This window comes from Paenibacillus sp. JT22N15 (assembly GCF_059383755.1).
In genome coordinates this window covers 95653-109117 of sequence record NZ_JBXENV010000006.1, presented here as the reverse complement: position 1 = coordinate 109117, position 13465 = coordinate 95653, and the positions used below count along the sequence as shown (strand labels likewise).

At 38.5% G+C, this 13465-nt stretch carries 11 protein-coding genes; 1 reads left to right on the top strand and 10 read right to left on the bottom strand.

Features of this window, described 5'->3' with window-relative positions; genetic code table 11:
* Window positions 1-20: 20 nt before the first annotated feature.
* The 8 genes from AC50X8_RS13310 to AC50X8_RS13275 form a co-directional block, all read right to left on the bottom strand.
* Window positions 21-893 carry an ABC transporter ATP-binding protein gene (locus AC50X8_RS13310; protein WP_494880045.1) on the bottom strand — a complete coding sequence of 291 codons (873 nt, stop codon included), beginning with the start codon at window positions 891-893 and terminating at the stop codon, window positions 21-23.
* 16 nt (window positions 894-909) lie between these two features.
* Window positions 910-2130 carry a transcriptional regulator gene (locus AC50X8_RS13305; RefSeq protein ID WP_494880044.1) on the bottom strand — a complete coding sequence of 407 codons (1221 nt, stop codon included), beginning with the start codon at window positions 2128-2130 and terminating at the stop codon, window positions 910-912.
* A 14-nt stretch (window positions 2131-2144) separates the two neighbouring features.
* Window positions 2145-3200 carry a hypothetical protein gene (locus AC50X8_RS13300; RefSeq protein WP_056034447.1) on the bottom strand — a complete coding sequence of 352 codons (1056 nt, stop codon included), beginning with the start codon at window positions 3198-3200 and terminating at the stop codon, window positions 2145-2147.
* Between the two features lie 135 nt (window positions 3201-3335).
* Window positions 3336-3737: a hypothetical protein gene (locus AC50X8_RS13295; protein ID WP_494880043.1), complete on the bottom strand. Its 402-nt coding sequence runs from the start codon at window positions 3735-3737 to the stop codon at window positions 3336-3338.
* A 253-nt stretch (window positions 3738-3990) separates the two neighbouring features.
* A complete protein-coding gene (locus AC50X8_RS13290; protein WP_494880042.1) occupies window positions 3991-4551 on the bottom strand; it encodes a hypothetical protein in 561 nt (186 codons plus the stop codon).
* Window positions 4541-5113, bottom strand: coding sequence for an RNA polymerase sigma factor (locus tag AC50X8_RS13285; RefSeq protein ID WP_494859006.1), 573 nt, complete (start codon window positions 5111-5113; stop codon window positions 4541-4543). The genes AC50X8_RS13290 and AC50X8_RS13285 overlap by 11 nt, the downstream gene beginning before the upstream one ends.
* A gap of 324 nt (window positions 5114-5437) precedes the next feature.
* Window positions 5438-5614 carry a hypothetical protein gene (locus AC50X8_RS13280; RefSeq protein WP_494880041.1) on the bottom strand — a complete coding sequence of 59 codons (177 nt, stop codon included), beginning with the start codon at window positions 5612-5614 and terminating at the stop codon, window positions 5438-5440.
* A gap of 33 nt (window positions 5615-5647) precedes the next feature.
* The gene (locus tag AC50X8_RS13275) at window positions 5648-7513 is read right to left on the bottom strand and encodes a DNA/RNA helicase domain-containing protein (RefSeq protein WP_494880040.1); all 1866 of its coding nucleotides are present in this window, start codon (window positions 7511-7513) and stop codon (window positions 5648-5650) included.
* A gap of 197 nt (window positions 7514-7710) precedes the next feature.
* Here AC50X8_RS13275 and AC50X8_RS13270 point away from each other — a divergent pair, with 197 nt between their 5' ends.
* Window positions 7711-7926, top strand: a complete 216-nt coding sequence (locus tag AC50X8_RS13270; RefSeq protein WP_494880039.1) for a hypothetical protein — start codon at window positions 7711-7713, stop codon at window positions 7924-7926.
* A 479-nt stretch (window positions 7927-8405) separates the two neighbouring features.
* Here AC50X8_RS13270 and AC50X8_RS13265 read toward each other — a convergent pair whose 3' ends face one another.
* Both AC50X8_RS13265 and AC50X8_RS13260 read right to left on the bottom strand, forming a co-directional pair.
* Window positions 8406-10919, bottom strand: a complete 2514-nt coding sequence (locus AC50X8_RS13265) for a DEAD/DEAH box helicase (RefSeq protein WP_494880038.1) — start codon at window positions 10917-10919, stop codon at window positions 8406-8408.
* On the bottom strand, window positions 10919-13438 hold the full coding sequence (locus AC50X8_RS13260; RefSeq protein WP_494880037.1) for a site-specific DNA-methyltransferase: 2520 nt from the start codon (window positions 13436-13438) through the stop codon (window positions 10919-10921). The genes AC50X8_RS13265 and AC50X8_RS13260 overlap by 1 nt, the downstream gene beginning before the upstream one ends.
* Between the last annotated feature and the right edge of the window lie 27 nt (window positions 13439-13465).

The following is a 13465-nucleotide window of genomic DNA, read 5'->3' as shown; positions in this document are numbered from 1 at the left end:
CCATTCAAAGCCAATCAGCCTCACCATTGTTCGCCATCTCCGATATAGTACAGAAAAACATCCTCCAAATTGGCCTGTACGCTCACTGCATGAACATCGGGTTTCTCATCATCTATAACCCTCAGAAGGATATTATCCTGCTCCCGCAGCATATTGCTGATTCTAAGCCGCTGAATCTTCTCATCCAAAGTTTTGTCTGTTGCCGCTACATGCCATACTTTTCCCTTCAAACTTTCTACAAGCGCTTGAGGCGTATCCTGTTTGAGCAGATGTCCGTCTTTGAGCAAAATAACCTGGTTTGCGATAAACTCGATATCGGAAACAATGTGGGTAGCAAGCAAAACGATTCGATTCTCAGAGAACTTGGTAATGAGATTGCGGAAGCGAATTCGTTCCTGAGGATCAAGTCCCGCTGTCGGTTCATCCAAAATCAAAATATCTGGATCGCCCAACATCGCTTGCGCAATTCCGACTCTCTGGCGCATCCCTCCAGACAAAGCGCCAATTTTTGTACTCGCTGCGCTGCTTAAATTGACAATCTCCAGCAGTTCCTTCGCTCGTTTCTCCCCTTGATGCTGAGGAATCTCCTTCAATACGCACATATATTTCAAAAAGTCCATCACTTCAAAGTTTTTATAGAAGTGTGGGAACTGCGGCAAGTAACCAATATGGGATAAAAATTGGATTCCTAATTTTCTTGCGTCCACATCATTGATAAGCACCTGCCCTTTATCACTTTTAAGAATGCCAACAAAAATATTAATTAGCGTTGTTTTCCCAGCGCCGTTGGTTCCCAAGAGACCATAAACGCCATTTTCCAGCTCTGCGGAAAAATTCTGTAGTGCATATTTGCCTTTATATTGTTTCGAAATCTCTTTAAATGTTACTTTCACAGGCTGCTCACTCCTCTTAAAACTGGCCGATCACAACTTTTGTTTGAATTTCAGGGTTCTTTGCGCCTACCAATACGATATAAACCCGTCTCTCATCCAGTATTTTAACGATTGGATCTTGAGCCATATAACGCATATCTCCATCGCTTGAGATTCGTTGCTCATCTTCAAGCTTGCCTGTATTCGCATCATATAGCCGAACCTTCCAATCGGTCTGATCTGCGAGCGTTGTCGCGAAATAGCTTCCCCTATTTGATCCCGAAACAAATCGACTTTCGCCTGCTTCGATCATGGAAAGAAACCTCGTTTTACCGCTAGGCATATTCATAACCAACAGCTTTCCCGAAGGAATAGTAAAATCTAGATCCTCAGCAAAAAATACAAACTCGTTGTAGTCGATTAACTCTCTGCATGTATAAGACTCGAATTTTTGGTTTGTCAATTTGCTACCATCCAGATGAACTGTGCCGCAAGTAGAAAAGGAAGGTTTGCCGTCGATAGGGGGAACATCAAAGCTTTGCGCCGTAAAGGCCAAGTCCTTGTCCCCATTCGTAAATCCAATTTGTTCAAATGCAGCAACACCTGAACGCTCCTTAAGATCAGTAAGCTCCGCTTGCTTTAAATCGATGAGCGTTGTTTGTTGACTCATATTGAAATCATACAGATATAGTCCGTTATTCGTAGCATAGGCTGCTCGTTCACCATCTGCCGAGAACGCGATGGACTCAGGGGAAACAATCCGTTCATTCTCTTTTAATAGAGAACTGAAATTGAATTCTGATTGTTTAACCAGATCGGGGTCGTATAAGATAGCGCTGTATGTAAGGACGCCGCCCGATGTTCCCCCACCGCTCCCGCTGCTATTGTTTCCGAAATCGGCAGCAACTTGAATAGCTTCATAGCCATCCTCTACCTTTCGTATCGATTGAATTCCTTCATCCGAAGTTTCCGCTGCAATGCGACCGGTATCTAAGTCATACAGATATAGCTTGTTCGCCGATATCAACACATGGTCTTCGTCAGCATAATGGACGTTCCTGATATGTCCCTGTATCCCTTCCAAGAGTAATTCCAATGGAGGAGATGATTCGGTGGGATTTATAGGGGGCGTCTCATGAAAAGACGGAGTAGCTTCAGCAGCAGCATTCACAGGTGTAGGATTCAATTCTGCCTGTGTGCATCCTACGATAAGCAAAGAGAAAATCATGGTCACAATCAAAAGCTTCATTCGCATCATACATGTTTCTCCCATCACCTATATAGTAGCAAAGAAGGGGTCTTCATTAATACAACGACATCATCAGGAAAATCATTTGCATTAATAGGAACAGAGACCACATAAAAAGTACTGAAATCCTCTAGTTTCTCTAGCTCTATATCGGCGTCAATAACCGCTATATTGCCCTTGGTCAACTCCGTTTCAAAGGATACACCATCCTCGGCTGCCAACGCTCGATGATTAATATAAAACGTGTTACGATATCTCATTCCGGGATGACCAAATAGATTGAAGGTCACATGGAGCGTTCCGCTTTTCTGTATCTGAAAGTGGTCTTGTCGCATTGCCCCATCTATATATAAACCGCCATACACATTTTTGTCCAATTTATCAATGTCTACGGTTTCCACAATACTATGCTTATCCAATAGCTCTTGTGTCATTGGCTCCGTTGACAGTTGAACATGATTTAAACCCCCTTGTTGTGCATAAGGAGCAAAATCAACAGATTCTGCATCTTTCTTGAAAATTAGCGGTCTGCCTGCCTCCAAAGTCGTTTGATAGCCTCCATAGGAGCTTGTTGTTTTCATGTCAGGTATAAAACTTGGATTATATAGGCTAGCGATACTGAGTTGCAAAGTATCCCCTTGTTTTCCTGTGACCGGAGTAAATACAAAAGCGAACGGCGTCTCTTTGTCATCATCCTTCAATTCAAGGAGATGCATATACTGATACGGAGAGTCACTCTCGTCCAATTTGTAGGGTTGAGCCTTTCCATCAACAAAAATAAAAAATCCAACATTTTTTGCTGTACCGGAAGCACGTACAGAGTATTCGATTTTCAATTCGCCGCCATTGTATTCCAAAGGAAGAACCCTTCCGTTTACATCAAGCTGACGATTGATGAAACCATGACCGATACTACCAAGAACGGTGGTTTGCGGTTTATTTTTCTCAAATGGATTTTGGGTTGCATCTACAGTATCATTAGGTTCCTCAATTTTGTTCAGGGAGCATCCCCCCGCGAAGATTGCAAGTGTCATCATGATTAGGAACGCCATGCGTTTAAATCCTAATAATTTTTTCACCGTGTTGTCATCCCCCTCTTGATTTCCGGCTCCATGTCAAAATTAGTGCTTGACGATCTGTCAAGCACTAATCTCTGTTTTGTGCTCTATCTCCACGGCATAAACATTTCACCATGAAGCAGGCATTATTCACTTTTACGTATGTGTTACGGTGTAAGCAGCATAAGCGGAATACGTATTACCGCCCTGTATACCATGCGTCCCATAAAAAGCGTATGCGCCTGGATATAAGTCATCACCTCGACCAATCCCCCCAGTACCTCTGAGACCGTTCTGTGAAAATGTGTGAAGTGTTGTTCCGCTAATATTCTGTTGTGAGCCGACAATGGTCGGATATGCATTATCAGGATTGTTAGCAACATTGGTATACCACATGGCATACGCATTTCCAGATACATACTCCAATGTACCGGTTAGTGATCCATAACCCGTTGCCGGAACGACAGACGTATTCGTACCTGCATACGCATTTACAGCAAACGCCAAGCATGCAACAGAAGCAATAATACCAACAATGGATTTTTTAGCTAATTTCATTGTGAATCCTCCTCGTATGAAATTTAGCATGTCAATAATAAACGCATTGACTAGAATATCTCTTGCACTCCTCTCGTGTCCTTTTGTGTTTTCATTATTGGCTGCTTACTATATAAACGCATCATTATGATAAAATCTGACATGAATTTATAAAATTTTACAACGATGAGATTATGTGATTGAAAATCAAAGAGCAATTAGCAGTATTTTACGTCTATTATGCTAACTTCTTTTATTGTTCCAGATGCTTCATTTAGATAATTGTTCCACCCCGTGCTATCAGTAGTAAGCTTCCTTTCAGTAAAAAAGATAAATTATTAGGTACACGCTCTGGCGCACGAATTTTGTAATCTAATTTGTTACGAGCTGTTTCAAGGGTTGTTTCCTTTGCCTGAATACTTTCTCCTGACAAAGTGGATGAAATTGAATTGTTATCATGCCCAGACTCGCTTCCTAAAGCATCAGGAGGGGGCAATGTCTTAGCACCTTCAGTATTCTTTGGACGATTTTCTCCATATAGGAGATTAATCAGTCCCTGTTTAGCGTCTTTTACCATTGCAAATAAACTTTGCATAGAGGCATAGCTCTCCTTTGGGGAGGTGGCAAACGTTCCAAGAATAAGTGAGAAGCCTGCTATTGCAATTCCAATTTTAAAAACTCTTTTACGGTGGGATCGTTTTTGCTGCTGAATTATTCTGGTCTGCATCCGTCTCCAAGCTGTTTCTCCATCTGGGATATCAATTGAAGAATGCATATCATTGATTGCGGATGCTAATAGATCATTTTTATTGTCTTCTCGATTATTAGACTTCATGGTTCTCACCCCATTTTCCTTTGAACAGATTAGCTAATGACTTTTTGGCTCTTTCTAAACGTTTACCTAATGCATGTTCATTAATGTTTAACTCCTTAGCAATTTCTTTATAAGACATGTACTCTATATATCGCATGACTAAAATAATTCGTTGATTAAGTGTAAGTTCATTAAGAGCTTCAAGCAGTAGTTCGTTCTGTAGTGTTTTTTCAACTATTTCGCTTGTTGGATTCAACAACTCATTGTTCTCATAAATAATAACGGACTCAAGGTCAAAAACCAGATGGTACTTTTTATTTTTTCTAATAAAATCTATGGCGGTTCTGCGTGTAACTTGCATGAGCCATGCCTTTATGTTGGAATCCGCTTTTGTTTTAGGGCCAAACTCCATAGCCTTAATAAAGCCTTCCTGTATGACATCTTCTGTAAATGCATGGTCATGGAGCATAAGGTAAATATATCGATATACAAATTCTCTATAGGTCATAAACAATTTACGTTGAGTTAATTCGTCTAGCTCACGAACATTACTGCGAAATAGACCCAGTATGAGCTCATCCATTTTTGCTTCCTCCCTCTTAGGTCTAGTTATTCCAGAAAGTCAGAAATAGCTACTCTACTGCACAACGAGTATTTATAACAATCCTGACCCTTGTAAGGCGCAGGATTTCAAGAGTAAAAAAGGGACTTCGCCCCAGTTTGTCGAAGATTGTGGTAACGACACCAACAATATCGAACAAGCACGAATAGGGAGAAGTCATTCTTACATATTCTCCAAAAAATTCTATTTCCCTTTGAGGAGCTGGAAATGATTGAAGTCCAAATGCTTTCTCACTATAACGTCAAACCATTTATAATATACTTCCTGCATACTTTTCGTAACTTCTCAAAAAGGGGAATCCCCTTCGCTGGAAAATAATGCGATTACCTTAGTCATTTCATTTCCTCCCTTCAACGCAAAAAAACCGACTGCGCTGAATTTCAGGGCAATCGGCTTACAAAGGATATCTATATGAAAAGAGAGCTTTCCATCGGAAAAACCAGGGGGTTTTCCAATGTCCATTCTAAGGGGTACACTTCAGTTCTACCGTTCTTACTATAGTGTCGTTTTTGCCAGTCTAGTCTGGATATAAGCTTGAAGAGCTTGATCCCTACAGTAGATATAACAGCCCTTCATTCCTCTAGACATTAGGATTTTGTAAATGTTCTTGATAAGGGCATTGAGCCTGGCCGGATCGTTTTTCAAGCCTTTTTTCCCCGTAATATCTTTGTAGTCCTTAAAATCAGAAAACAAAGTCCCTGTCTCAGCATCATATCTTAAATCATTTCCTATAATGACGCCGACATACTCAAACTCCAGCCCTTGCGTCGTATGAACGCAGCCTATCTGGTCAATTCCATCAGGATGGATCGCCCATGATTCACGAATGGCATAACCGTTCCATGGCATTTTAAAGCCGTGCTCCTCTAAAATAACATCTTCAATCTGTCCATTCGTATTCCCTAGTTTCGGACCTGTCCAGCTCCATGCATAACCGGCTAATAGACGTGCTTTATGACCGTTAGCTTGTTTATCTTTAATAAGCTCATACAAACGATGCGGTGAATCTACAATGCGAAAATCAAAAACTTCCTTATCCCACCCGTTAAAATTCCCCGTCTGTCTAATGTCTAGAACGTCATCAACCCAGTTTAAATAGCCTTCTGCTCCGGCACATCGAAATTGAGCATGCAAAGAATACTCATGGTATTCTGCTCCTAACTCCTTGCTAATTCTCTTAATTTCATCAACTGTACCGATATCATCGGGCCTAATTCTTTGCATATCGTCAATGAAAAATACGCTAGTTTTTGTACTTTTTATAATATCTTCTATCTGATTCTCACCTTTATACATATAGGCGCCTTTGCCCTTCAGACGATGTGCTTCATCTACAATCAAAACGTCAAACGAATCAACATCCGCCCCAACAAAGCTGCCCGATCCTAGAAACAAGCTCTTCGTTCTCGTCTTCGATCTGGAACTTTGCTGCGTCAACATTTCCACCATAACATTTCGAAAAGAGGAATTAGGCGCAACAAATTTCACATTCAAGCTGTTACGCAGCAAGCCTCCAAGCGAGTTCATAGAAATAACGGATTTCCCCGTGCCTGGCCCACCTTTTATGACAATCGTCCTCTTTTTGTCTTGTTTCTTGGCAAGGGTTACGATGGTCTCGTAAGCAACCTTCTGCTCATCGAGCAGTACAAAATCTGAATTGCCATCAAACAAAGCACTTATATGGTCAATCAAAGCTTTGGAAGGCGTTATTTTCCCATTTTCAATATTATAAAGGAGCTCCATTCCTTTGCCTTTGCCGACATATTTAAAAATAAATTCTTGCAGCTTCTTCGTCTCATGAGACAAAAATAAAGGAGCCTCCGCAATCACTTTCTCATACTGTTTGGACTTGAGAGGTTCAGGATTTTTTTCTTGATAATTATGCAAAAAAGCAACAGAATGTGCGTTCACATCCTGACTATGTACGGCTGCATTCATATCAACGATATATTGTCTATAAGACCATGCTTGGTAGGATGGATGCGTGGTTTCTCTCACCCCGCCATTTAATGATGTCCTGACGATATCCTCTTTCTCCGTCGACCATGCTTCTTCCCATTGCTTGAGCTCCACAATAATAAAGTTTTGATTCTGCTTATCGTCCTGTCCAGCAATGAGGAAGTCGATTCGTTTACTTGTAGACGGAATATTGTATTCAATCAACACCCCGCAGTCGTCAGCAACCTTCGAATTACGGATGATCCGCTCCATGAACTGCATGGAATTATTCCAAGAACGCCGTTCCGAAATCGCAGGCTTCCTCCCTAGCTTTTCAACAAACGCAGCTTCGATCCTATTAGTAATTTTATTGTCATCCACTGCCTCTTTAAAGTCAGCAACGGAGCTGCTGTATATAATCATTAGGCACCTTCTTATGTAGTAATGCTAGCATGTAGCCTTAAATCAAAAACTAAACGAATCTTGCGTAGGACTTTTTCTTTACAAATTCTTTTGCTGGTATAATTCGACAAAATAAGGCAAGACTCCTTTTTGTACAACAGTTCTAGAGTATGGACTTCTATTGGAATGTCCTATTTGAAGTATTCTCTCACCCAATCATGAAAAAACATGGCCTAGTCTCCATGTACACAATTACCCAATTCAAGCCGTATAAGACAGACTCCAATGTGTCCATAACAGAAAACCATTTGCGGCGCCAGTTTACTCAGAACGAGCCCTATGCCGTTGTAATCAGCAATTTAACGTACGTGCGTGTTACCGGTAATGGCAGTATGTCTGCCTTTTTGTCGATCTGTTTAATCACGAAATCATAAGCTTTAGCAGTGGTCCCCAAAAGACAGCCGCACTGGTTTACAAGGCGATCGCGAGTATTTCTGTGCGAGTGGAATCCATCCAACTATTCCACAAGGAAATTAGGAGCCATTGGCGCTGGAACTTAGAGCTACGTCAACTGGTATAACTATCATCGTATTCACGGTACGCTAGGTTGTTTTTACACCTGCAGAAGATAGACGATTAACCTCATAAATGTTGTCCAGTTTTCTGTTGACAAACATACGTTAGAGGATTTGGTAATCACTATGAATACAATTACATGGAAACCATAATAAGACCAAAGTATGACCGTTTAAAGCCATACTAATTCAATTGCACGGCTGGTTAGTATAACTATAGTGACACGCTTAAGATAAACAAGAAATTGTGGAGATGTTTGTTCAATACAGTAAGGGATACTGTAAAAACAAAGTCACCAAAAAAAAGGCAACCCCTTTGCGGAGTTACCTTAAGTGCATCACAATGTTTCAGCATATTCTATAAACAAATCATCTAACTGTGCATCAGTCGTTATTTTCAATACTTTTTTTCTAACACTCGTGTTGGACACGTTTAGTAAATAATAGCGTTCTTGCTTATCTTTTCCTTTCTGTTTTCGAATTAGTCCAATTCTAGGAAAAAAAGTCCAATTCTTCTCAGCATAATGAGCTAGACCTTTGATTTTTGGTACATTATCTTTATTACTCGAATCATGTGGGTCAAATAAATCAAATACATACTTATCATTCTGCTTGTGAATAAAGATGAAATCTGGGAACATTGGAATAATTTTTCCACCATCTTCATACGGAACACACATTGACCAATATTTCCTGTCTGGGTTTCTTAACCATGCATACACGTCAGCTTTTTCAAGCATTGTTTTTACAACATCTTTTTCCCAACCATTAAGGTCAATTTTGAATTTACCTTGCTTGTCAACGTAAATATGCTTTTCAATTTCAATCGATTTATCACTTACGGTATATCCAACAACCTCAGGAAGGTAAAATGGTTTATCAATTGGATTTTCTACTTGTGAAAGAAGTCGCTTAAACTCAGACCCTATATCTTCTGTTTGATTGGCAATATCAAACTTCCAAGTTTCATATAAATCATTGAATTGATTTTCGCAGTAAGTAAATAATTTTTTCATCTGTTTTTCAGACTTAGACAAAACAAGCACTTCAAGTTTAAGTTGACGATAATTTTTTTCAACTTTAGTGTATTTAGACCAATAAAAAACATTTAGACCATCAAATAAACTCTTAAGCTTATCAAATGCCGTCGATATATCAACTACATCCGTTATTAATGAATACTGATTTGTTGTATCGACCAAATTATCTCTCACACTTAATTCAATTTGATTGATACCAATATTTTCGATTGTTTCTCGGATTGAATCAAATTCACCATCAGTTTTCATTTCTTCTATTAATTCTCGCATTTTTGTAACAATTGCATCGTACGTATTTTTCTGAGCTTCCATATCAATCTGATTCATAGTCAATAGCCTTGATAATCTAGAATACTGCTTCAAGAATGAAAGTGAACTTTTACCTGGAACTTCATAAGTAGTTATAAAATTAAGCTCGGGGAATAGTTCTTCAAATTCGGTATTTCTGACATAATCAACGAGTGTTCTCTTTGTCCCTGTTTCACCCGGAATAAGAGCATCACTTTCTTGAAGAGAAATAACTACTCTATCAACCGTTTCTTGATCGTATCCAGGAAGGAACAACGAAACAGAGTTCAATTCAGAATTGGTACTAACTCTTCGGGCGAGCGGTGTTCGAACCATACGACCAAGTAGCTGAGCAATATAAGTAGCATCGTTTGCCGTTCGATAGGAAATCATTGTTTCAGCTCTAGGACAATCCCACCCTGTAGATAGATTCATTTTGAATAGAACAAATCGGATGTTCTCATCATCTTGAATTCTATATGGTTCAACATATGGGGTGACCTTACCACCTATTTCCATAGATGATTTCAAATCAAAAGTTTGAATCAGTTCGCCATCGTTTAACTCTCTTCCAAGATATTTTTCAATGGTTGCAACGATTAAAGCTAAATCTGTATTAGAAATATTATCCTTAGAACCATCAGCAACTTGAATAACCATAATAGGTTTAACCAAAGTCTCATCTTGGTCATCTTCATAATATGATTTCCATTGCTTACCTTTATTGTCCCAATCAGTTAATGCTTCATTTAGCATCGTCACCTCATTATCTATTGCTAAAGCAGGATAGGCTATTTTAATTCGGTCTTTTATCAATCCCGACTCTCGAACATCCTCTGGCTTAATCATTATCTTTAATGAAAGTGAGTCACTTTGCTCAATAAGTTGCATAAATCTTTCGGGTGTCGCAGTAACCCCAATTGTTAGTGGTACAGGAGATAACTTATCTTCTACACTACCTAACAAAAACTTCTGCATAATTGACTGTGCCTTCTTTTCTGATATGGCATTATATACAGCACCTCTATGGGCTTCATCGATAATCAAATAGAAATTTGTAGGATACTGTCTAATTGTATTTTCAATCGTATCCCAAATTGTATATTCTCGTTCATTTGAATATGAGGTGAGTTTCTTATCCGACCCTAACTTCTGTGTATTTAAGAAGTAGATATGACCAAATTCAAAAAATTCCTTATCAAACGCTTGATCAATTTGTACTATTTGGCTTACATTTATCTTATTTGATTGAGTTTCAATTTTGCTTTGCGTTTGTTTATTTAACTCTGGCGAATCAGATAGCCACAAAAATATTGAATTTTTATTACCTTCATTTACTTCTGATCCGAACAATATTTCTTCAAATAGCTTTGTAATTACAATTGTTTTCCCGGAACCTGTGGGAGAAGAAAATGAGATCACTGAATTTTTACCAAATTGCTCATTGGTTGAATGTGCAATTTTAATATTTTTGTGAAGACTAACCAGTGCTTCTTCTTGAAATGGAAACAATACTGTTCTCATTATTTTACACCTCCTTGTATCATGAAATTATCTAAGTAATCTTTATACAGTTGATAACTATTGACACCCGAAAATTCTGAAGCCATTTCTGAAAAAGCATCATTTGAATTCGTAACTATATAAACATACTCAATACCAACGTGATTTTTCATTTCTTCTTTGAACTGAGCAAATGCATATTCATTAATTAGAACTGAGAAATTGTTTTCGATTGGGAAGATAAAATCAACATCTTCGACATTCTCTGGGCGCATTCCAACACAACCCGACTTAGCCCATAAAATAGTAAGAATACTCTCGAATTCATTTCCTATCTCGACATCATCCTTGTTTAAAAAGTCTAATAAAAAATACTCACAGTTCGATTTAAAACCTTCTGACATTGCTCTTTCTTCTTGAGAGTAAGAATCTTTGGTACCGAGAATTTCAATACTCTTCTCAGAAATTTTTTTATAAGCCAATTTATCTTCTGTGACAATTAGCACCTCAGTGACATTATCTTTGCCCTCGAGCTCTTGATACCACTCTTCCTCATATGACAAATCAAATAGAATTGCTGTTGGCTTTTCATCGTCTATTGCAAAAGCGCCCGAGCTTACAAGTTTTGTGCTTGGAATTCTTTGCGTTCCTAATAGAGAAATAATTTTCTTCTTCTGTGCTACAGTCGTCACCTTGGAAGGCGATATATAGTCAATTTGCTTAACCGTTCTTTTTTTACTCTCCATTCGATACTTATCAAGATAGTAATTTCCACCTATTGGGACTCCTGCAGTATCTACACCTAATATTGAGTGTTTCACACGTGGCCAAGTCACTGAACGACATATGCCGTTGTCCTCCCATACATCATCACCTGGCAAGTATCCTTTGCCTAGCAAATCGGTCTCCTCGCTTGAAGAAACTTCATTATTAGTTACTAAAATCCCTCTTCTGTTACCGCCATCTTCTAAATTTAATAAGTTCAATGCATGTAAAGTTGTCCCACTTCCTGCAAAGAAATCAACTACAAGTGCATCCTTCTTATTACTCAAAAAGGATTTGAGAGTGTCATGAACGGCATATAAAGATTTTGGAAAAGGAAAATGTTTGTTCTTAATAATTGAACTGACAATCTGTGTCCCATACTTATTAGCATCGTACAGATTTTTCTTCCAAACAGTTGTTTTTCTCTTAGATGAACTTTGGGTACTAACAACGATCTTTGAACCATCATCTCTTCGACCCACAACACTATAATCTCCATTCTCTACCTTCTCTATTGAAGGAGCAGTTACATATTTTATTGTATATGGTTGAAAATTATTTTTTTTATTAAAGTTAACCTGGACATAATCCTCATCTACTGCTAATTGAAGGCTTGATCCAGTTAACCCCCAAATCATTTCTACACCTTCTTCAGTCACTGGAAACACAGCTGTACATCCTTTAATTTGCGGGACACTATTTCTATCTACCTCGGTTGTTATTGGTTGACCAATTTTCATGATTTTTTTTGTTTCATCTTCAACATAGATCGGATAGAATTGATTTTTTCGCGAGGAACGAACAGATGAGGCTTCACTTCGTCTCAAATAAGGCCATCTTATCTCCTCTAGCCCTCCTCCATCTATCATTTCTTGAGCTCCACCATCCCCGAAATATACTACCAAAAGATATTCATCTACTTGTGATAGTCGTTGATCCCGAGCTTTTCCTTTGGGATTTATAGTAATATCAATGATTTGACGTTCTGAACCTTTGAATAGCTCTTCTAGCAACATACCAAGAGCAAACAATTCATTGTCGTCAATTGCGATAATTAAAACAGAATCATCTGGCTTCAAAAGTTTTTTGGCTAATTCTAAACGACGTTTCATAAAAGCTAACCACTTACTATGTCGCCATTCGTCATTACTATCTACAAAACTATTATTGTATTTCCAATCTCTAGCTCCTGTATTATATGGAGGGTCAATATAAATACAGTCGACTTCTCCAGGATACAGATAATCTAGTAATTGAAGGGCATGATAATTATCTGCTTCAATTAGCATGTGCCAAGCAGTATCTTTTGAACCTTTTTGCACTGAATTAACATGTTTTAACATAGGAAAGACAGCTTCTCCAAATCTACGAATTTGAACTACTTTCCGCTTTTCTTCTAAAAATAACTCACCTGTCTTCAAGTTTCTTAGCGTGACCTCGTTAGCATTTATATCTGTAACTAGATATGTATCATCAACAGACTTGTTTTTATAACAGACAGTCATACCTACTTGCAATTCTGAATTGTATAATAAAGCATTTTCTGGTAAGTGTTCTTCAAAGACTAAACCGAACTTTTTCTTTTTCGTCAAATATGCAACTTCTTCAGACAACCTTGCTCTAAGGCGTAAATCTGAAATTTGATTAACTAAGTCATTTATTGCTGCCATCATTCTTCCTCCAATACCAAATTCCATAGCTTTAATTATGTCATAATTAGCATTAAGCCATTCTACAACCCTCAAAACGCGGTTTCTGTCTTTGCGAGATTTCATATGTATATTCTCACGTCGCAGGAAGTC

Coding starts and splice junctions, on each gene's coding strand:
- AC50X8_RS13305 (WP_494880044.1), bottom strand. CDS start 2,130: ATGATGCGAATGAAGCTTTTGATTGTGACCATGATTTTCTCTTTGCTT.
- AC50X8_RS13265 (WP_494880038.1), bottom strand. CDS start 10,919: ATGAGAACAGTATTGTTTCCATTTCAAGAAGAAGCACTGGTTAGTCTT.
- AC50X8_RS13285 (WP_494859006.1), bottom strand. CDS start 5,113: ATGGATGAGCTCATACTGGGTCTATTTCGCAGTAATGTTCGTGAGCTA.
- AC50X8_RS13270 (WP_494880039.1), top strand. CDS start 7,711: ATGAAAAAACATGGCCTAGTCTCCATGTACACAATTACCCAATTCAAG.
- AC50X8_RS13280 (WP_494880041.1), bottom strand. CDS start 5,614: ATGGACATTGGAAAACCCCCTGGTTTTTCCGATGGAAAGCTCTCTTTT.
- AC50X8_RS13290 (WP_494880042.1), bottom strand. CDS start 4,551: ATGAAGTCTAATAATCGAGAAGACAATAAAAATGATCTATTAGCATCC.
- AC50X8_RS13260 (WP_494880037.1), bottom strand. CDS start 13,438: ATGAAATCTCGCAAAGACAGAAACCGCGTTTTGAGGGTTGTAGAATGG.
- AC50X8_RS13295 (WP_494880043.1), bottom strand. CDS start 3,737: ATGAAATTAGCTAAAAAATCCATTGTTGGTATTATTGCTTCTGTTGCA.
- AC50X8_RS13275 (WP_494880040.1), bottom strand. CDS start 7,513: ATGATTATATACAGCAGCTCCGTTGCTGACTTTAAAGAGGCAGTGGAT.